Annotated in this window: 16 protein-coding genes; 5 read left to right on the forward strand and 11 right to left on the reverse strand. The window is 73.5% G+C overall.

Annotation, left to right across the window (positions count from 1 at the left end; translation table 11 throughout):
- The first annotated feature begins 62 nt into the window (after positions 1-62).
- Both ACWDY5_RS23905 and ACWDY5_RS23910 read left to right on the forward strand, forming a co-directional pair.
- Positions 63-1319 (forward strand): RNA polymerase sigma factor, encoded by a 1257-nt coding sequence (locus tag ACWDY5_RS23905; protein WP_449724392.1) that lies wholly within the window; start codon positions 63-65, stop codon positions 1317-1319.
- A gap of 33 nt (positions 1320-1352) precedes the next feature.
- A complete protein-coding gene (locus tag ACWDY5_RS23910) occupies positions 1353-2318 on the forward strand; it encodes an SRPBCC family protein (RefSeq protein WP_449724393.1) in 966 nt (321 codons plus the stop codon).
- Positions 2319-2663: 345 nt separating this feature from the next.
- On the opposite strand, the gene ACWDY5_RS23915 is transcribed toward ACWDY5_RS23910, so the two are convergent.
- Complete coding sequence (locus tag ACWDY5_RS23915) at positions 2664-2867, reverse strand: hypothetical protein (protein WP_449724394.1); 204 nt, start codon at positions 2865-2867, stop codon at positions 2664-2666.
- A 26-nt stretch (positions 2868-2893) separates the two neighbouring features.
- On the opposite strand from ACWDY5_RS23915, the gene ACWDY5_RS23920 reads away from it, so the two are divergent.
- The gene (locus ACWDY5_RS23920; protein ID WP_449724395.1) at positions 2894-3388 is read left to right on the forward strand and encodes a TetR/AcrR family transcriptional regulator; all 495 of its coding nucleotides are present in this window, start codon (positions 2894-2896) and stop codon (positions 3386-3388) included.
- 121 nt (positions 3389-3509) lie between these two features.
- Here the strand turns inward: ACWDY5_RS23920 and ACWDY5_RS23925 are convergent, their stop codons facing one another.
- Together ACWDY5_RS23925 and ACWDY5_RS23930 are read right to left on the reverse strand one after the other, a co-directional pair.
- Complete coding sequence (locus ACWDY5_RS23925) at positions 3510-3839, reverse strand: hypothetical protein (RefSeq protein ID WP_449724396.1); 330 nt, start codon at positions 3837-3839, stop codon at positions 3510-3512.
- A complete protein-coding gene (locus tag ACWDY5_RS23930) occupies positions 3836-5110 on the reverse strand; it encodes a hypothetical protein (protein WP_449724397.1) in 1275 nt (424 codons plus the stop codon). Before ACWDY5_RS23930 ends, ACWDY5_RS23925 begins: the two co-directional genes overlap by 4 nt.
- A gap of 197 nt (positions 5111-5307) precedes the next feature.
- Here ACWDY5_RS23930 and ACWDY5_RS23935 point away from each other — a divergent pair, with 197 nt between their 5' ends.
- Positions 5308-6072: a DUF3626 domain-containing protein gene (locus ACWDY5_RS23935; RefSeq protein ID WP_449724398.1), complete on the forward strand. Its 765-nt coding sequence runs from the start codon at positions 5308-5310 to the stop codon at positions 6070-6072.
- Between the two features lie 4 nt (positions 6073-6076).
- Here the strand turns inward: ACWDY5_RS23935 and ACWDY5_RS23940 are convergent, their stop codons facing one another.
- Positions 6077-7177 carry a flavin-containing monooxygenase gene (locus ACWDY5_RS23940; RefSeq protein ID WP_449724399.1) on the reverse strand — a complete coding sequence of 367 codons (1101 nt, stop codon included), beginning with the start codon at positions 7175-7177 and terminating at the stop codon, positions 6077-6079.
- Between the two features lie 136 nt (positions 7178-7313).
- Positions 7314-8672, reverse strand: a complete 1359-nt coding sequence (gene pafA / locus ACWDY5_RS23945) for a Pup--protein ligase (RefSeq protein WP_252484812.1) — start codon at positions 8670-8672, stop codon at positions 7314-7316.
- A gap of 67 nt (positions 8673-8739) precedes the next feature.
- Here pafA and ACWDY5_RS23950 point away from each other — a divergent pair, with 67 nt between their 5' ends.
- Positions 8740-10236 carry a phosphatase PAP2 family protein gene (locus tag ACWDY5_RS23950; RefSeq protein WP_449724400.1) on the forward strand — a complete coding sequence of 499 codons (1497 nt, stop codon included), beginning with the start codon at positions 8740-8742 and terminating at the stop codon, positions 10234-10236.
- A 29-nt stretch (positions 10237-10265) separates the two neighbouring features.
- Here ACWDY5_RS23950 and ACWDY5_RS23955 read toward each other — a convergent pair whose 3' ends face one another.
- The 6 genes from ACWDY5_RS23955 to eccB all read right to left on the reverse strand — a co-directional run bounded on the left by ACWDY5_RS23955 (position 10266) and on the right by eccB (position 19463).
- Positions 10266-10640: a hypothetical protein gene (locus ACWDY5_RS23955; RefSeq protein ID WP_449724401.1), complete on the reverse strand. Its 375-nt coding sequence runs from the start codon at positions 10638-10640 to the stop codon at positions 10266-10268.
- 108 nt (positions 10641-10748) lie between these two features.
- On the reverse strand, positions 10749-11381 hold the full coding sequence (locus ACWDY5_RS23960; RefSeq protein ID WP_449724402.1) for a TetR/AcrR family transcriptional regulator: 633 nt from the start codon (positions 11379-11381) through the stop codon (positions 10749-10751).
- A gap of 25 nt (positions 11382-11406) precedes the next feature.
- Positions 11407-12612, reverse strand: a complete 1206-nt coding sequence (locus ACWDY5_RS23965; protein WP_449724403.1) for an FAD-dependent oxidoreductase — start codon at positions 12610-12612, stop codon at positions 11407-11409.
- A gap of 78 nt (positions 12613-12690) precedes the next feature.
- Complete coding sequence (locus ACWDY5_RS23970) at positions 12691-15501, reverse strand: ATP-binding protein (protein WP_449724404.1); 2811 nt, start codon at positions 15499-15501, stop codon at positions 12691-12693.
- A 90-nt stretch (positions 15502-15591) separates the two neighbouring features.
- Positions 15592-18045, reverse strand: coding sequence for a hypothetical protein (locus tag ACWDY5_RS23975; protein ID WP_449724405.1), 2454 nt, complete (start codon positions 18043-18045; stop codon positions 15592-15594).
- Entirely contained in the window at positions 18045-19463 is a 1419-nt protein-coding gene (eccB, locus tag ACWDY5_RS23980) for a type VII secretion protein EccB (RefSeq protein ID WP_449724406.1), read from the reverse strand. The genes ACWDY5_RS23975 and eccB overlap by 1 nt, the downstream gene beginning before the upstream one ends.
- Between the last annotated feature and the right edge of the window lies 1 nt (position 19464).

A 19464-nucleotide genomic window follows, 5' to 3' on the forward strand; every position in this document is an offset into this window, starting at 1 on the left:
GCCGGCCGCCGGGCCGGCTCCCTGGTTGCCACGTCGCGGAGGGCCTGCTCTGATGGCCCTTCGTGACGGCAACCGAGGCCCATCGGGCGGTCGAGGCGGTGTGGCGGATCGAGTCCGCGCGGGTGGTGGCCGGTCTCGCGCGGCTGGTCCGGGATGTCGGCCTTGCCGAGGAGCTGGCCCAGGACGCGCTGGTCGCCGCGCTGGAGCAGTGGCCCGAGGAGGGTGTGCCGCGCAACCCGGGCGCCTGGCTGATGGCCGCCGCCCGGCGCCGCGCGGTGGACCTCATCCGCCGCAACGAGAACTACCAGCGCAAGCTCGCCGAGCTCGGCCGTTCCCTGGCGACCGAGGACGAGCCCGACCTGGCCGCCGCGATCGACGAGGACATCCAGGACGACCTGCTGCGCCTGGTCTTCACCGCCTGCCATCCCGTCCTGTCCACCGAGGGCAGGGTGGCGCTGACCCTGCGCATGCTGGGCGGGCTGACCACCAAGGAGATCGCGCGGGCCTTCCTGGTGCCCGAGTCGACCGTGGCGCAGCGGATCGTGCGGGCGAAGAAGACCCTGGCCGAGGCGAAGGTGCCGTTCGAGACGCCCAGGGGCGCCGAGCGCGCGGCCCGGCTGTCCTCGGTGCTGGAGGTCGTCTACCTGGTGTTCAACGAGGGCTATTCGGCGACCGCGGGCGAGGACTGGCTGCGCCCAGAGCTGTGCGCGGAGGCGTTGCGGCTGGGCCGGGTGCTCGCCGGACTGGTGCCGGCCGAGGCCGAGGTGCACGGCCTGGTGGCGCTGATGGAGATCCAGGCCTCCCGCACCCGGGCCAGGACCGGGCCGGACGGGACGCCGGTGCTGCTGCTGGAGCAGGACCGTTCGCGCTGGGACCGGTTGCTGATCGGCCGCGGCCTGGCGGCGCTGGAACGCGCGGAACAGCTCGGCCATCCGCGCGGCCCCTACACCGTGCAGGCCGCGATCGCCGCCTGTCACGCGCGAGCGCGCACCGCCGAGGAGACCGACTGGGTCCGCATCGCCGCGCAGTACCAGGCGCTGGCGCTGCTCACCCCGTCGCCGGTGGTGGAGCTGAACCGTGCGGTGGCGCTGGGCATGGCGTTCGGGCCCGCGGCGGGCCTTGAGCTGGTCGAGCAGCTCAGCGAGGTGCCCGCACTGAAGAACTACCACCGGCTGCCGAGCGTAAAAGCCGATCTCCTGGCCAAGCTGGGCCGCCACGACGAAGCGCGGACGGAGTTCCTGCGGGCGGCGGAGCTGACGGAGAACACCAGGGAGCGAACCCTGCTCCTCGATCGGGCGAGTGCCCTGCCCTCGATTTGACAGCCTTCATGAACAACAAGTTATATGGCTTCCATGGCAATTACAAGTGGCTCTCTGGACCGGAACGACAACGCGCGGCCTGTCCTGCGCTTCGAGCGCCGACTGCGGCATCCCCCGGAGAAGGTGTGGCGGGCGGTGACCGATCCGGCCCACCTGAAGCACTGGTTTCCGGCGGAGCTCCAGACCGAGCAACGCATAGGCGCGCCCATCACATTCGTCTTCCCGGGCGCTGAGGCGCCGCCGGGCAGTGGCGAGATCCTGGAGTTCGATCCGCCCCGAGTGTTCGCCTTCTCCTGGAAAGACGCAAACTCGCTGGACACGACCGTTTTGCGGTTCGAGCTGGTGCCCGAGGACGAGGGCTGCCTGCTGACTTTCACCCACGCCCTGGGCGGCCCCGGCGATCTGCTGGCCACGGCGCGCCACGCGGCGGGCTGGGACGGCAGGCTGGACGTCCTGGAGGGGGTTTTAGCAGGCCACGAGGTCGAGTCCACCAGGAAAGACTGGTTCCGCCGAGCCGAGCGCTACGTCGAGGAGTTTGGGATCGCCACTGGCGAGTGCGCGGCAGTGGCTGACGGCTTCCTGCTGCGGGCCCAACGGGACCTTCCTCACTCGAAAGAGAAGGTCTGGGCCGAGCTGACCAAGGACGACCCAGCCGTCCTCGGCGCCGCTCCCCCACTGCGCGCCACCCACGGCTACCAGGCCGCGGGCACCGTCACCGAGCTCGACGCCCCCGACGGCCTGACCTACACCTGGCTGCACGAGGACGAACCGGCCGGTGTGGTGCGCTGGCAGCTGACCGAGCAGCCCTTCGGCTCCCTGCTGACCGTCACCCAGACCATCCCGGCCCACCTGGCGGACCTGCGCGCGGTCACCCTGGCCGCCTGGCAGACCCACCTGGAACTGTTCTTCGCCGCCCTGTTCGGCGACATCCGCTGCCCCTGGCCCACCGACCGCACCGAGGACTTACGCCAGCGCTACGCCAAGACCCTGGACGCCTGACCACACCCAGCCCCTGACCAAGCCCTGTCCCCGGCTTCCCCACCCTCGCGAGCAAACGCGCACCGGCAATCACGCCTTGATCCCGAATCTCGCGAGGGCTCCGGGTCCCACCCCAAGCCCGCCTGGGCACAACAAGTTCCCCACCGAACCCGCCCGGTGGACAACCACACCAGCACTGCGAACCCTGCTCCACTCCAACGGCGTCGGAGCCACCCGAGCGCAGGCATGCGGCGAGCTCCACGACCAGCACGGCCAACGCGACCCCGGAGCGCCGCTTCCCTGCCCGCACGACCGGCATCGACGACCGCTGACCAAACCCTGGCCGGGCGGAGGTTCGTCGCGGGGTCAGAGCTGGGCGGTGGGGCGGACCACGATGCCGCCCACGTCCACGTTCGCCGGCTGCCCGATCGCGAAGGCGATGGCGCGGGCGATCGCCGCCGGTGGCAGCGCGAACTCGGTGCGCGAGGCCTCGACCTGGGCCCAGACCCGCGGGGTGGTGATCGTGTCCACGATCTCGGTCTCGACGTAGCCGGGTGACACCACGGTCACCCGCAGGTCGGGCCCTGCTAGGCGCGGTGGTGGCTCTCACGGGGCGGGAACCGGCTGGCGGCGGCAAGCGGCGGACCCGTGGCGAGCTGCGCTCGGCGCTGCTCGCCGCGAGTTTCGAGCTGCTCGCCGAACGGGGCCCGGCCGGGTTGTCGGTGGCCAAGCTGGCGCGCAGGCCCGGGGTGAGCACCGCGGCTCCGTACCGCCATTTCCGGGACCGGGAGGAGCTGCTCGCCGCCGCGGCCGAAGCCGGTCCTGACCCGGTCGACCAGCTCGCGGCCACCGCGGGCGTCTATGTGCGGTTCGTCGCCGTGCGCGGAGCCGGGTTCGACGTGGTCTTCGCCCGCAAGCTGGGCGCCCTGCGTGACCACGAGCTGGGCGAGGCGGGGCGGGCGATCATCACCCTGCTGCTCGACCTGGCCGGTCAGGCCGGGCACGCCGAGCCGGTGGCGGCCCTGCGACTGCTGGAGCGGCTGATCGCCCTGGCCCACGGCTTCGCGGCCTGGACACCGGCGGCTTCCTGACCGGCTCCCGCCTGGCCGAGGAGGACGTCGCCACCCGGGCACCCAGGCGGCGGCCGCGCTGATCCGCAGCGACCAGGCGAGGGATGGGCCGTGAGGCGACGGCGCGGACGGCGGGCTGGGCTCAGTTTTGGTCGTCGAAGGGCTCCTCGCTCCAGCGGAACCAGGCTTCGTCACCCTGGATGTGCAGCAGGAACTCCGGCACCGGCCCCTCCGGCGACACCAGGCTGAGCGAGCTGGTGATGCGCTGGCAGGCCTGCTCCCAGGCGTCGATGTCGTCCTCGGACTCACTCAGTGCGAGCTCCGCGTCGAACAGCGGTTTGACCTCAGCGAAGGCGGGCCGCGGCTCGAACCGGCCGTGCAGCCAGGGAAAGTCCGCTCCGGTGATGACGATCTCGGCGAGCGGTTCCGCGCCCCGGACCAGCCGCCACACCGCGCCGGGGACCGCCGTCACCGCACCTCCGCTTCCGGCACCACCCGCGCGTCGCAGGCGTTCACGAACACCTGTTCCGGCCCGCCACCGGCCGGGACCAGGCCCAGCGCCCACAGCGGCGTCCACCGGTCCCCGACCCGGCGGGCCACCAGCTCACCCCTGGCGACCTGCCTACCGGGCCGGGCGATGATGGCGGCTGCCTCGGCCTTCGGCTGGTCGACCGTCACCGCGCACAGCTCCGGCGGGGGCACCCGCGCGGTGCTGAACTGCACGAGCCCGCCGTCCCGGTCCAGGAGGAGGTCCGCGCGCAACGGCAACAGCACACCATCCTTGCGCTGCCGCCAGCTCGCGGAGAAGTCACCGCCGGCGACCGGGGCCACCCGCAGCTCGGCCCCGAGCGCCCACGGGAAGTAGCTCTGCGCCCGCCGGATCGCGATGTCCCTGGCCGCGGCCGCGTCGATCGGCGCGGTGGCCGGGGTCAGCGGCGGGGTGAACTCGGCCGCGGTGACCTCCCCGGACGGCCAGTCCAGGTGTACGAGGCCGCGGTTGGCCGTGCCGGTGACCAGTGCGGCGATCAGCAGGGTCTGCCCGTCTGCGCGGCGGACCTCGCGGAGCTGGTAGCCGCCGTCGGGGCCGAGGAACTTGCGCGCGGTCTCGCGCAGCAGGTCCTCCTGCTCCCGGCTGGTGCTGCCGGGCTCCGGCAGCGGCTCGTCGGCCACGGGCCGCACCAGCGCCACGGCCAGCCCCGCCACCACCACGAGTCCGGCTCCAGTCACCACCCACGGCGCCCGCCGGAACCGGATCGCACCGGCCCGCCGGAACCCGGTGGCCACCCCGCCCAGCACCGCGCCGACCACCAGACCGAGGAGGTTGACCAGCAGCACATCGGAGTCACAGGCCCGGCCCAGCACCGGCAGCAGCGCCTGCGCCAGTCCCACCGCGGCCACCCCGGCCAGCCCCAGCGCCAGCGTGAGCCAGAACCGCCGGAACACCACCACCGCGGCCAGGCCCGCCGGGACGAACAGCGCCAGGTTGAGCACGCCCGCGGTGGACAGCAGCGCGTCCGCCGACGGCACCGCGACCCGGCAGGTACCGAACGATCCGGTGCCGGCCCGCACCGGCGTCAGCGTGGTCGCCACCACCAGTGCCCCGGCCACCCCGAGCAGGAGCACCGCCCACCACCGGGCCCGCCCTGCCCGTCCCAGCAGCCAGCCCAGCACCGCGAAGAGCAGGGCCAGGCCGCCGAACACCGGCAGGGCATAGGGCTGAGCCCACAGGTATGCGCCGATCACACCCGGCATCCTGACAGTCCCTGGGCGCGACCGTCAGTCCGCCGCGCGGCGCGGGCACGCGTAGCGCGGAACGGTCCACCGGCGATGCGGCGCGGATGGGCCGTCATGAGGAGCGAAGCGCCTGTTCGAGAATCATCGGCATGACAGCACAGGATCAGGCTCTCGCTCATGTCGCCGCTCGGTCCGAGGGTGGGCCGATGGCCGGTGATCTGCGGGTCAGCCTCAACTTCCATCCCGACCGGGTGGTGGCGGGGCGGCCGATCCTGGCGATGCTGGGCGCGGACGGGTGTTACCGGTCCCAGTTCGAGACCGGGACCAGCAACGGCGGGCTGACCGCGCATCCCGGTGGCGACCGGTGGCGATGGGAGAGCCGGATGTTCGGCTCCGCCTACGACTCGGTGCCTGCCGCGCAGCGGCCCAAGTACGGGGCGTTGAACTTCCGGCGGCGGGTGGTGGGGGCGGCGCCGCGGTTCGGGTCGGCGCACTTCCGGCTGTCCGCGGAGTCGTTGCGGCGCACCACCTTCTGCTACCCGGACAGCGTGTTCGAGCCGGTGCGGTTCGGCACCGCTGAGCGGATGTCGCTGATCGAGGTGGCGCTGGCGGACTCGCAGGACCCGCTGGATGACTACGTCGAGGCGCAGGTGCACGGGCCGGTGCTGCTGGACCGCGATGTGGAGGCGCTGGTGCTGGACGCCTGTTTCCGGGGCACCGAGGTCGCGGAGCTGGCCTCGGCGCTGCCGTGTCCGGTGGAGTGGCATCCGGGGTTCCGGTTGTCCGTGGCCCGGCTGCGGGAGACCGAGGGGTACCGGACGCCGGAGGCGGTCGCGCTGGGGGTGGAACTGGCGGTGGACGGGGTGCTGGATCCGGCGGCGCTGGGGCGGGCCGCGGCCTCGGGGACGTACGAGCCGCAGGTGGTGAAGCATCTGTGGCATCACCTGGCGCGGTTCGGGGCTCCGGAGTGAGGGGTCAGCAGGCGCAGCAGGACGGAGTGGGGCGGGGTATCCGCCTGCGCAGGGTCTTCGCCACGTGGCAGGCGTCCCAGCCGACTCCGCCCAGGGCCGCCGAGTACAGGGCGCGCTGGCCGAGCAGGCCCACGTAGGCCAAGCCGGGGTGGGTGGTGGACAGGCCGTGGCGGTGGCGGGGGTTGCCCGCGCGGTCCAGCGCGCCGAGGGGGCGCAGGTGTTCCAGGTTCGGGCGGTAGCCGGTGGCCAGGATGACGGTGTCGACCCGCTCCGCGCGGCCGTCGGGCCAGTGCAGGCTGGTGGCGGTGGCGCGGGTGAACATGGGGCGGGAGTCGGGTCTGCCCCGGCGCAGCGCGGCGCGGAACCCGCCGATGTTGTCCAGCACCTGCTGGCCGACGAGCAGGCCGGAGCGGACCAGGACCGCGCCCAGCGGTAGCCCGCCCAGGTGCTTCATGAACGTCCAGAACGCCTGCATGTCCTTGCTCTCGGTGATCTTCACCGGCTGGCGGCTGACCAGGCTGACCCTGGCCACCTCGGCCAGTTCGACCGCGATCTGCACGCCGGAGTTGCCCGCGCCGACCACCACCACCCGCTGACCGGCGAACTCCGCGGGAGCCCGGTACTCGCTGGCGTGCAGCACCCGGCCGGTGAACTCGCCGAGGCCGAGGTCAGGGCGGTGCGGCGTGCTGAAGTTCCCGGTGGCCGAGACCACCACCGGGGCGTGCCAGGTCTGGCCGGTCGCGGTGCTGACCACGAAGCCGTCGCGGTCGCAGACCACCGAGGTGACGCGCTGACCGGGGTGAATCTCGCAGTCCAGGCCCTCGGCGTAGCGGCGCAGGTAGTCGATCACCTGGTCGCGGCTGGGGTAGTGGCCGGGGTCGCCGGGGAAGGGCAGGCCGGGCAGGGCGTTCAGCCGCGCCGGGCTGAACAGGACCAGGCTGTCGTAGTACATCGGCCAGGAGCCGACCGGTTCCGGACCGGCCTCCAGCAGCACCGGCTGGAAGCCATGGGTGCGCAGCGCGCAGGCGGCGGCCAGGCCGGACTGGCCGCCGCCGATGACAATCGCCCGGTCGAGGTGCCGCGCACGCTGGTTGGTGATCATCATGCCGCGAACCGTACAGTCTACGGTTTGCGAGGGGCAATTGATTTGCGCACGCGGGGAGGCGGACGGGGCGCGACGCGGAACGGCCTGAGCCCGGAGCAACAGGCGCTCCGGGCTCAGGTGACAGCTGTCAGTGCGGCTACAGCGAGGCGATCAGGCGTTCCACCCGCTCGTCCACCGCGCGGAACGGGTCCTTGCACAGCACCGTGCGCTGGGCCTGGTCGTTCAGCTTCAGGTGCACCCAGTCCACGGTGAAGTCCCGGCCGGCGGCCTGGGCGGCGGCGATGAAGTCACCGCGCAGCTTGGCCCTGGTGGACTGCGGCGGGGTGTCCTTGGCGGCCTCGATCTCCCCGTCGTCGGTGACCCGGTGCACCAGGTCCTTGCGCTGCAGCAGGTCGAAGATGCCCCGGCCGCGGCGGATGTCGTGGTAGGCCAGGTCCAGCTGGGCGATGCGCGGGCTGGACAGCTCCAGGTTGTGCTTGCTCTGGTAGCGCTCCAGCAGCCGGTGCTTGATCGCCCAGTCGATCTCGCGGTCGATCTGGCCGAAGTCCTGGGCCTCCACCGCGTCCAGGGTGCGGCCCCAGAGCTCGATCACCCGGTTCGCGGTGGGGTCGGGCTGGCGCTGGGCCACGTGCTCGACCGCGCGCTGGTAGTACTCCCGCTGGATGTCCAGCGCCGAGGCCTCACGCCCGCCCGCGAGCCGAACCTGCCTGCGACCGGTGAGGTCGTGGCTGATCTCGCGGATGGCCCTTATCGGGTTGTCCAGGGTGAAGTCGCGGAACTGCACGCCCGCCTCGATCATCTCCAGCACCAGGTTCGCGCTGCCCACCTTGAGCAGCGTGGTCACCTCGGACATGTTCGAGTCGCCGACGATCACGTGCAGCCTGCGGTAGCGCTCGGCGTCGGCGTGCGGCTCGTCGCGGGTGTTGATGATCGGCCGGGACCGGGTGGTGGCGCTGGAGACGCCCTCCCAGATGTGCTCGGCGCGCTGGGACAGGCAGAACACCGCGCCGCGCGGGGTCTGCAGCACCTTGCCCGCGCCGCAGATCAGCTGCCTGGTGACCAGGAACGGCAGCAGCACATCGGCGATGCGGGAGAACTCCCCCGCCCGCGCGACCAGGTAGTTCTCGTGGCAGCCGTAGGAGTTGCCAGCCGAGTCGGTGTTGTTCTTGAACAGGAAGATGTCGCCGCCGATGCCCTCGTCGGCCAGCCTGCGCTCGGCGTCGACGAGCAGGTCCTCCAGGATCCGCTCGCCCGCCTTGTCATGGGTCACCAGCTGGGTGAGGTCGTCGCACTCCGCGGTGGCGTACTCCGGGTGCGAGCCGACGTCCAGGTAGAGCCGGGAGCCATTGCGCAGGAACACGTTGGACGACCGGCCCCAGGACACCACGCGACGGAACAAGTACCGCGCCACCTCGTCAGGGGACAGGCGTCGCTGTCCGTGGAAGGTGCAGGTCACCCCGAATTCGGTCTCGATGCCGAAGATCCGCCGCTGCATGTGTCCACAGTAGGCGCTAGCGGCGCGTCTGACCGGACTCCATCCGGGCGCCAGTTAGCGTGTTGTTGTGTTCGAGTGGTTTCGCAGGGTGTTCGAAGATGTCGACAGCACGGATCGTGACCTCGTTCGGCGTAGCGCCGACCTGCCACGATCCGCCGCTGACCCGACGCTCAAGGTGATCACCACCGCCGCCAACCACAGCCTGCTGTGGTTCGCGGTGGCGGCGGTGCTCGCGTCCAAGAAGGGCCGGACCCGGCGGGCCGCGTTCCGGGGGGTGGTGGCGATCGCGGGGGCCAGCGCGAGCGCGAACCTGATCGCCAAGCCGCTGTTCCCCCGACGCAGACCGGCGGCCGAGCTCGTGCCGGAGTACCGGCGCATACCCGACCCGCCCACCTCCTCCTCCTTCCCATCCGGCCACGCCGCCTCGGCCGCCGCCTTCGCCACCGCGGTCGCCATGGAGGCCCCGGTGGCCGCCGCCGTGGTCATCCCGCTGGCGGCCACGGTCGCCTACTCCCGGGTGCACACCGGCGTGCACTGGCCCAGCGACGTGGCCGCGGGCGCGGTGCTGGGCGCGAGCATCGGCCTGGCCACCCGGCACTGGTGGCCGCTGCGCCGGGAGTCCCCCTCCGAGACCCGGCACCGGACCGAGGCGACCGCGCTGCCCGAGGGCGAGGGCCTGCTGGTGGTGGTCAACCCGAACTCCGGCGACGACTCGTTCAACCAGAGCGAGGAGGTCGCCCGCAACTGGCCCAAGGCCGCCGTGGTCGAGCCCAGCGAGCGCGAGGACCTGCTGGAACAGCTGCGCCGGACCCTGGATTCGGCGGACCAACCCATCCGCGCACTGGGGGTGGCCGGCGGTGACGGCACGGTCGCCGCGGTCGCCTCGATCGCCGCCGAACGCGGCCTGCCGCTGGCCGTGCTGCCCGCCGGCACGCTCAACCACTTCGCCAGGGACGTCGGCGCGGAGGACGCGGGCAGCGTGGTGCGCGCGGTGGACACCGGCTCCGCGGTGGCGGTGGACCTCAGCTCGGTGCTGGTGGACGAGCGGCCGCGCCGCTGGTTCGTCAACACCGCCAGCCTGGGCGGCTACCCCGACATGGTGCGGCTGCGGGAGAAGTGGCAGGGCCGCTGGGGCAAGTGGCCGGCCGCGGCGGCCGCGCTGGTCCGGGTGCTGCACGCCTCCCGCCCGCTGAAGGTCCGCATCGACGGCCAGACCAGGCAGGTGTGGCTGCTGTTCGTCGGCAACGGCTCCTACGAGCCCAAGGGCTTCGCCCCGACCAGCCGTCCCCGCCTGGACGACGGCCTGCTGGACGTGCGCTACGTGCGCGCGGACATGCGCTGGTCCCGCACCCGGTTCGTGCTGGCCGCGCTGACCGGGGCGCTGCACCGCAGCCGCACCTACTGCCAGCAGGACCGGGCCGAGGTGCACGTGGAGGTGCTGGGCAACAAGGTCGCCATCGCCACCGACGGCGAGGTGGGACCGGAAGGGCGCCACTTCCGGTTCACCTCACACGTGGCCGCGCTGGGCGTCTACCGCGAGACCGACGGCTCAGCCGAGCTGTGACCAGGTGTGGTCGCTGCCGGTGAACCGCTTCACCGGGGCGCCGTTGGCGGGGAAGAAGTAGGACCGGCTCGGCGCCTCGCCGAACCCGCCCACGACCAGTCCGTCCAGGTTCCAGTGTCCGGGCCCTCGGGCCAGGAGGGGTGGGAGACCAGCCGGATCTTCATGCCGGTCACCTCGCAGGAGTTCGCCGTCCAGTTCGGGTCGGCGAAGGCGACGCTGCGGTGGTGGGGGGAGTTGCCGCGCAGGTCGTCGCCACCGGTGCGGAACTCCAGGTTGAACGCGCGCAGGTTGACGCACGGGCCGATCGGCCCGGCGGCGGCGGAGGGGGCGGTGGCGGCCAGGGCGCCGAGGGTGAGGGCGCTCGCGGTGAGCGCGGTCGCCAGGCGGGGGGGTGTGCTGGTCATGCGGTGGTCCTTCCTGGGCGGGAGCCCGTCGGATCGGGCTTCCCGACCAGGTGTAGCCGTGCGGGAGTTGACCAGGAAGCAGGCTTTGACCAGCCAGGACAATCCTGGTCAACCCGCGCGGGCGGCGCCCCTGAGGAAGAACGTGACGACGCTGTCGATGTACTCGGCGCGGTCGCCGAGCGAGGGTGGCTGTTCGATGCCCAGGAGCAGTCTTTCCCGGGGGTCGAACAGGATCATGCCGCTGAACATGCGGGCCGCCTCGTGTGGGTCCGGGCATTCCAGCAGCCCACGCGTGGCGGCGTCGCTGAGGATGGTGGCGACGGCGTCGTCGAAATGGCTGATCCCCTCGTCGTACACAAGTCGCCCCAACTCGGGGAACCGGCCTGATTCGGCGAAGGTCAGGCGTTGCATCTTCAGGCCTTCGGCACTGGTGAGAACGTCGTAGAGCAGGGTGCCGGCGTAGGTGAGCACCTCTTTCAGATCGCGGCCGGTGAGGGGTGCGGCGGCGGCTTGGCGCAAGGGTTCGACAATGCGCTGCCGGAGGGAGTTGACCAGTTCGAGGAACAGGGCTTCCTTGTTCTCGAAGTGCCGGTACAGCGTTTCCAGGGAGCAGCCGGCCTCTTTGGCGATGGCTCGGATCGAGGTGCCCGCGTAACCGCTGTCGAGCAGAACGGTCAGGGCCGCGGCCGCGATCTGTTCTCGGCGAATGGGGCCTCGGCGTTGCCGCTCCCGGGTTGTCATCGGATCAGCTTACCGATCGGCCGACTCATGCCACGGCGTCGGTGAGGTCCTCATCGAGTTCGCGGAGACCGTTCAGCGAAGCCCGCACCGCCTGGAATCCGTCACACCGGAGCAGGTCCTCGTAGTCGCTGATCGCGTGTTCCCAACTCCGGCCGCCGGTGTGCACGGATTGAATCGCCTCGGCGAGCCGGCGCGCGTCCTGGAGCGCGGAGTTGGCCCCCGACGCCCTGGTGGGCAGCATGGCGTGGATGGCGTCGCCGAGCAGGGTGATTCGGCTCGGTGTCCAGGCGGGGACCTCGCGGGCGATGCCCATGGTCAGGCCGAAGAACTGGTCGGGAAATGCCTGTTCGAGCAGGATGCGGAACACCGGGTGCGCGGTCGCGGTGACGGTCCTGAGGTGGTCGGACAGGCTCGCGGATGACCGGCGGGTGAAGTCGTGGGCGAGGTCGCCGAGCTGGTGGCGGCGCAACAACAGTCCCCACATGACGTAGTCGTGCTGGTCGCCCGGATCAAAACCGGGGAGGAGCCGGGCCGCGGCGGCAGCGGGTTGTTCGCCAAAACGGACCGCGCCGATGATGGCCTGCACGTCGCCGATCGCGGTCAGGGTGAAACTGCCTTCGATCCGGTCCATCAGACCGGTGGCGATCAGCTCGGGCGTGATCGGTGTCTTCGCCTGCAACAGTCGCAGTTCGCTGTCCTCGACCGTGGCCCCGGGCAGCCGTAGTTTGCGCACCGCGGAGCCGATTCCGTCCGCCCCGACAAGAAGGTCGGCTTCGGTCACCGTGCCGTCGGCGAACTGGGCGGTGACTCCTGCCGCGTGCTCGGTGTAGCCGGTCAATGCCGAACCAAATCGGATCGTGCCGGACACGCCGTGGGCGAGCAGGCGTCGCACGATACGGCGGCTTGCCGACGCGCCCGGTCGAATCGCGTCCGGCCTTCCTTCCCGGCCGTTGGATTCTCGGCGTTTCACGATTTCGAGGTCGGTTTGGCCGAGGATGGTGACGTACTTGTCGGGCTGTCCCAGGGTCGTGTCCAGGAACTCGATTTCGGGAGCGGACAGGCAGGCGCGCAATGCGCCGAGTCCGCGTTCGTCGAGGTGGATTCGCGCGCCCTGTGGCCGTTGTTCCAGGGCCTCGTCACGTTCGTGGACGGATACGTCGATAGTGGCACGGAGCAGGAATCGGGCCAGGGCGAGGCCGCCGAGTCCCGCGCCGACGATGACGACACGCATGCGAACTCCAGTTCCGGGAACGTCGATGATCACGAGCTAACCAGAACGATCGATTCGGATCAAGCGAGAGCCGGGGGATCAGGCCGGGAAGTCGATCTCGCGGAGCTCGGCGCGGCCGGTGATGCCGAGCTTGCGGTAGGCCGCGCTGAGGTGGCCTTCGACGGTGCGGCAGGTGAGGCTGAGCTCCTCGGCGATCTGCTGGTTGGTGTGGCCTGCGGCGGCCAGTTCGGCGACGCGGTGTTCGCCGGGGGTCAGGCCGCCCGCGCCGTGGTTGCCGCGTCGGCGGGGGCGGCTCTGCAGGGTGGTCAGCTGGGTGTGCGCGGCGGTGACCAGGCCGGTGGCGCCGCAGGTTTCGGCCAGGGTGCGGGCTTCGGCGCTGTTCTGCCTGCCCAGCCTGCTCTGCGCGCTGACGTGCTGGGCCGCGCCCAGGTCGAGCAGGGTCCGGGCCAGCTCCAGTGGGGCGTTGGCCTGGCGGAGTGCGCTGACGGCGTGGTGCAGCAGCTCCAGGCCCTGGGCGCCGCCGGTGACCAGGCCGAGGGCGCGCAGGGCCAGGCCCCTGGTGCGCGGGGTGTCCCAGTGGTTCGCGGCGGTCATGGCCTGCTCGGCCAGTTCCCTGGCCGCGGCGCGGTCGCCGAGGGCCAGGTGGGCGCGGGTGGCCCAGCCGCGCCAGTCGCAGATCGCCGGGTTGCGGCTGCCGATCACGGCTTGGCGGCGGGCGCAGTCGAGCAGGTCGGCCAGTGCGTCCTCGATCCGGCCCTCGGCGAAGAGCGCCCGGCCCCTGGCGTAGCGGTAGTGCGCGTACTGCAGCGACTCCTCCAGGCTGGGGCTGCCCGCCATCTCGGCCAGCACGGTCAGCGCCTCGGCCGGGCGGCCCAGCTCGACCAGGGCTTCGGCGCGCACCGCGGTGGCGATGATCCGCGGAAAGCCGTCCGCGCCAGGGGGGATCAGGTCGGCGGCCTGGCTGGCGGCGGCGACCGCGGCGGCCGGTGCGCCCTCGGCCAGGGCCACGCCTGCCTGGCAGGACAGCATCATGCCGGTCTCGAAGGTGGAGCCGCGCTGCTGGGCGTGGCTGAGGGTGGCGGCGCAGGCGGCCGCGGCGCGCTGGTGGTCACCGGCCCACAGCAGCACCCAGACCGGTCCGGTGGTGACCCGCTGGCCGAGCAGGGACAGTCCCTGGTCCAGGCTGCGGGCGGCCAGGTCCGCGGCGCGGGCGGCGGAACCGCCGGAGACGGCCACGGCGAAGGCCAGCGCGCCCAGCAGCGACCGCTCCCCCGCGCTGCCGCCGGTCAGGCCCTGCGCGAGCGCGGCCAGCCCGGCGCGGGCCTGGGCGGCGGTGCGTTCGTAGAGCATGGACCACACCAGCGCGCGGGCCCGCAGCAGCAGCGCCGCCTCCCGGTCGGTCGCGGTGAGCCGGTGCGCCATCCGCTCCAGCAGCGCCACCGCCTCCTCCACCCTGGCCTCGCGGACCAGGCTGTGCGCGAGGGTCTGGGTGATCTCGCCGAGGCGGAGCAGGCCGGTGTGGTCCCCGGCGTCGAGGGCGTCCATCGCCTGGGTCAGGTGCCGCACCGCGGCGGCCGGGCGGGTGAATGCCTCGCACTCCCCCAGCTCCACCAGCAGGTCCACCCGCTCGTCCGGCTCGGGCGGCTCCTCCAGCGCGCGCCGCAGGTAGCCGGCGGCCACATCGGGCGCGCCCCGGTGCGCCGCCTGTTTGGCCGCGGCGCGCAGCCCGCGCACCACCAGCGCGTCCCTGGCCGGGGCGAGCTGGACCAGGTGCGCGGCGACCTGTTCGGCCTCGGCTCCGGTCGCGGTGAGCAGTTCGGCGGCCCCGTGGTGCAGGGCGGTCCTGCGCTCGCGGGGCAGGCCCCCGTAGACGGCTTCGCGCAGGCCGGGATGCGCCCAGCGCACCCGGGTCCGGTCCAGCAGCAGGCCGATCTCGGCGAGCTGTCCCGCGCAGGTCAGGCCTTGGTCAGCGGTGAGCCCGGCCAGCTCGGCGGGCAGGGTGACCGGCACGTCCTCGCCGAGCACGGCGGCGGCGTCGGCGAAGCGGCGCACCGTGGCGGGCAGGCCGGTCATCCAGTCCAGCAGCGCCTTGCCGAACAGCTGACCGGTGTAGCGGTCCAGCACCGCGGCCGAACCGGCGGGTTCGCCGCCGCCGAGCTCCAGTGCCCGGCGCAGCAGGCGCACCAGCAGCGGGTTGCCGCCGGTGATCTCGTGGCAGGCCCGGCTCAGCCGCGGGTCCAGCGGCGCGGGCAGGACCGCGGCGACCAGGCTGGCCACGCTGGACTCCGACAGCCTGCCCGGCCGCAGCACCACCCCGTCGGCCAGACCGGGCTGCGCCGAGGGCCTGCGCAGCAACAGCCGCAGCAACGGCAGGTGCGGGGCGGCCGTGCCGAGCTGGGCGAGCCAGCGCAGCGAGGGTTCGTCGGCGGCGTGCAGGTCGTCGACCACGAGCACGGTGACCCGGTCGTGGCGGCGGCACAGGTTCGCGGTGAGGGCGCACAGCCCGGAGACCACGGCCAGCGGGTCGGCGGGCGCGGCGGCGGCCCCCAGCAGCACCGGCCGCGCCGCGGCGGCCGGACCGCCGAACAACCCGGCCAGCTCGTCCGGATCGGCCTCGGCGAGCACCGGTTCCAGGAGCTGGCGCACCACCCCGAAGGCGAACTCGCGTTCCAGCTCGTCGCAGCGGGCGCGCAGCACCAGCGGACGGTCCGGCCGCCGCCGGTCCAGGAACTCCCGCACCAGGCTGGTCTTGCCGATCCCGGCCGGGCCTTCCACCACCACCTGCCGGGACGAACCCGAGGCACACGTCTGGAACTCCTGGGCCAGCGCGGCGAGCTCGACGTCCCGATCGAGCAGGCCTGCGGACCGCGGAACAGGTGCAGCCGTCACAACCCGAACACTCCACCACCGCTAAGCCCCAGACCAATCCCCCGTACGAGAGTAAACGGTTTCGGGTTGGCCGCGGGGCGCGGGTGCGGGCTACCGGCTTGCGGAGCCGAACGGCAGTGCGTAGCGCACCGGATTGGCCGGTGAGCTGCGCGCTTCGACCGGCACCGCGGCCCGCCGGTCCACCACCCGGCGGAGCTGTTCGGTGATGGCGGCCTGCTGGCCGGGAACGTGCTCGGCCAGCAACAGGGTGCGTGGGCGCTCGGCTTCCGCCGGCAGTTCGGCGAGAACCTCAAACCGCACGCCCGGCGGGAAGACCACGCGGTAGCGGTCGGTGTCCTCCTCGGCGAGCACGCCGGTGCGGCGCGCGGTGCGGGACCAGATGACCAGCTCGGCGTCGCCGGGCAGGTGCATCGCGGGGGTGGCGAAGGCGTTGCGGAAGGCGGGTTCGGCGTGCACCGAACCGACCGGGAGGTCCGCGGCGGACAGGGTCGCGCCGGTCAGCGCCGCGCCGCGGTAGGCGGGCAGGCGGCGCAGGCCGGAGACCACGCAGGCGATGAACGGCCGCACCGGGGCGAAGCGGCCGGCGCGCAGGGAGTCGTCGGTGGTGGTGGTCTCGGCGCCGAGGTAGACGAGCAGGGCGACCAGGTCGGCGACGACGACTTCCGGCGGGTCGCCCGCGCCGCAGCGGAGGCCGGGCAGGCCGGCGAGCAGGCGGGTGACGCGGCCGGCGATGCGGTCGTAGTCGGGGCCGAGGCTGCGGCGGAGCCAGTCGCGTTCGGCTGGGGTGCTGTGGTGGGTTGGGGGGATGGGGGCGGGGAGGGGGTCGGGGGCGGGCGGAGGTTCGGGGGCGGAGGCGGGCTGGGCGGCTGTGGTGGGTGGGGCGGGCTCGGGGGCGGGCGCGGCAACAGCGGGAGCGGGCTGGGCGGCGGTGGGGACGGCGACGGGCTGGGCGGGAGCAGGCTGGGCGGCGGCGGGGGCGGGCTGGGCGGCGGGGGTTGGGGCTGGCTCCGGGGCGCGGGCGGGCGCGGCGACAGCGGGGGCCGCCTCGGCGGCGGGTCCGGCGACGGGCAGAGCGGGGGCGGGAGCTGGCTGTGGCGGCTGGACCGGTTCGGGGGCGGGCGCGGCAGCAGAGGTTGGGGCATGAGTTGGGGTTGTGGCGGGGGTGGCCTGCGGCGGGCGGGCGGGCTCGGCGGCGGGCGCGAGCTCGGCGGGGGTGGCCTGCTGGGCGGGCGGGGGTTCGGGCTCCGCGGCGCGGGGCGGTTCCGGTGCCCGGACGACGATCGGGATGTGGGCGGGCGCGGGCGGTGGGGCCGGTGTGGCGGGTTCGTCGGCCGACAGGGCTTCCAGCACTGACTGGCGGCGGGCCGGAGTGGCCTCGGGGCGGTCGTCGGTGCGGCCCGCGTCCAGTGGCACCAGGCGGAGGGCCTGGCGGGTCAGCGGGTCCAGGCGGGCGACCAGGGTGGCGGCGGCTTCGGCGAGCTCGGCTGGGAGGGGGGTTCTGGGGGTGCCGATGGTGACCCTGGCCCATTCGGCGTCCCACGGCACGGCGCGGACCTCATTGCCGTTGGCGGGTTCGGCCGGGGGGCGGATCCACAGGCCGGACTGGACGATCTCGACCACCGCGCCGGGGGTGAGGCGGTAGGTGCCGGGGGTGGCTTCGGGCAGGCCGGGGGCCGGCGGGCGGCAACCGCGGAGGGTGGGGACGGGGAGGTCGCCGCTGGTGCGCGGGCGGTAGGTGAGGGTGGTGGCGAAGGGGCGCCAGGTCTTGGTGAGCGGGTCGGTCCACAGGGTGACCTCGGCGCCGGTGCGGTCGGCGACCAGCTGGCCGACGGGGGTGCCGCCGTCCTGGACAGGGCCGTGCTGGGCCAGGCGGATCTGGGCGCGGACCGGGGCGGGCAGCTCGGCGAGCAGGCGGCAGATGGCTTCGGTGCCCAGTGGGGGTTCGCCGGGGGCGCCCAGGATCAGGGTGGGCGTGGGCTGGGTGGGGACGGTGTAGACGGGGGCTGCGCCGGGGGCGGCGGGGCCCAGGGCTCGGCCCGCGTGCAGCCAGAGGCCGGACGGGATGGGTTCGGCGAGGACGCCGTCGCCCGCGGGCCACGGCTCGATCGGGGTGCCGGTTTCCCAGCCGGGGGTGGGATAGCGGAGCTCGGCTGGATCGGGGAACCAGGACGGGCGGAAGCGCCACCAGCGGCCGCCCGCGACGAACAGGCCGCCGGGGACGGGCAGGAGTTCACCGTCGGGGGCCAGGACTTCGGTGTGCAGGGTTTCCGCGAGGGCGCGGGCGGGGGCTTCCGCGCCGCCCGCACCGGCCCGGGAGCAGAACAGGCGCAGGCGGCCTGCTTCGCGGAGCAGTTCGGGGAGCTGGGCCCAGGACTGGGCGTCGGGCAGGTCGAGCACGACCGGGGTGTGCGCGGGTTCGGCCGGTAGGCCCGCGACCAGGTGGGCCAGCGCGCGGGCGGGTTCGGTGGGGCCGGTGGGGGCGGCGACCACCAGCACCGGGCCGAGCCGGTGCGCGGTGAGGGACTTGCCTCGGGTGCCGATCATCATCGTGGGACCGCCAGTTCGGTGCGGGCCGCCGCCGGGTCGAGCGCCGGTCCGGTGGGCAGGAAGGACAACAGGCCGGTCGGCACCGGCACCGGGGTCGCTCCGCCGTACCCGAGCAGCGCGGCGACCTCGGCGGACGGCACCGGGTACTTCACCCCCAGGTCGGTCAGCACGAACCGGGTGCCGGAGGAGACGCCCGGCGCGGGCTGCGCCTCGATCAGCGCGCCGGAGCCCGGTGGCACCCGGACCAGGTCGGCGATCCTCGGGTCGGCCTTGGGGGTGGCGCGGCTGAGGTCGAGCTGGCCACGGGGCACGGTGACCAGCCGGGTGGCCGGGCCCGCGCGGTCCATGGTCAGGCGCAGGCACAGGGTGCGGCCGTCCGCGCCGAGGTCGCCGACGGCCTGCGGCGGGGTGCCGGGCAGGTTCGGCGCGGCTCCGGTGACCGAGCGCTTGGCCTGGGCCGCGCCCGCCGCGGAGATCGCGATCGGCTGCACCGGGCGGCCCTGGTAGGCCTGTGCGGTGGCCGGATCACCTTGCACCAGCGCGAGTTCGGTGCGGGACAGCGGCGCCAGGCCGTCGTTGCGCATCAGGAAGTAGTCCTCCGCGCCGGCGGCGTTGCGGGTCTGGAAGATCTGGCCGACCACGGTCGGGCGTCCATCCACAGTGGACCCAGCAGTGCCGCGGCCCGGCACCTGGGGTGGGGTGAGGGCGGGGCCGGGCTCGATCGCGTTGAGCCAGGCCGGATCCACCGGCAGCGGGCGCACGCTGGCGTAGCCGAGCGCGGCCAGCACCGCCTCGCCGCCGATGCGCAGCCGCCGGTCCCGCCACACCAGGTGCAGTTCGCCGTTGACGTCGCGGACCAGCACGGCCTGCTCGTCCGGGACCTGGGTGGTGGGCCAGGCGGTGTCCAGGCCGAGGGCGACGGCGGGTCTGCTGGTCTCGTCGGGGTTGGCGGCGAAGGCCGCGCAGACCAGCCAGGGCGCGGTGCTCAGCCGGGCGGGGTCGGGCAGCACCTCGGGGGCGTCGGGGATGCCGATCGGCCTGCCGTGCGGCACCTCGCGCAGCGAGTTCGCCGACACCGAGCGGACCTTGGCCTTCTCCCCCGCGGCCAGCAGCGCGGAGGCGTAGTTGGCCACCGGGCGCAGGGTGCCGTCCAGGTAGAGGAACCGGCTGCCGGTCTCCTCGGCCACGATGATCGCGCCCGGCTGCTGCCAGCTGGTGTTGCCGCCGCGCACGACGAGGCCGTAGACGAAGTAGCCCAGCAGCAGTGCCACGCCCAGGCCGGCGCCGATGAGGGTGCCGGTGCCCGCGCGGCGCAGCGGGGTGTCCTGCTGGTCGGGTTCGCCGCGCACCAGGGCGGTCACCAGCCTGCCGGTGACGAACTGGTGTGCCTGGAGCTGGTCCCGCTTGTTCTGCACG

This window comes from Crossiella sp. NPDC003009 (assembly GCF_053591555.1).

Coding starts and splice junctions, on each gene's coding strand:
- ACWDY5_RS23940 (WP_449724399.1), bottom strand. CDS start 7,177: ATGATGATCACCAACCAGCGTGCGCGGCACCTCGACCGGGCGATTGTC.
- ACWDY5_RS23975 (WP_449724405.1), bottom strand. CDS start 18,045: ATGATCGGCACCCGAGGCAAGTCCCTCACCGCGCACCGGCTCGGCCCG.
- pafA (WP_252484812.1), bottom strand. CDS start 8,672: ATGCAGCGGCGGATCTTCGGCATCGAGACCGAATTCGGGGTGACCTGC.
- ACWDY5_RS23935 (WP_449724398.1), top strand. CDS start 5,308: ATGGCCGGTGATCTGCGGGTCAGCCTCAACTTCCATCCCGACCGGGTG.
- ACWDY5_RS23960 (WP_449724402.1), bottom strand. CDS start 11,381: ATGACAACCCGGGAGCGGCAACGCCGAGGCCCCATTCGCCGAGAACAG.
- ACWDY5_RS23955 (WP_449724401.1), bottom strand. CDS start 10,640: ATGACCAGCACACCCCCCCGCCTGGCGACCGCGCTCACCGCGAGCGCC.
- ACWDY5_RS23910 (WP_449724393.1), top strand. CDS start 1,353: ATGGCAATTACAAGTGGCTCTCTGGACCGGAACGACAACGCGCGGCCT.
- ACWDY5_RS23965 (WP_449724403.1), bottom strand. CDS start 12,612: ATGCGTGTCGTCATCGTCGGCGCGGGACTCGGCGGCCTCGCCCTGGCC.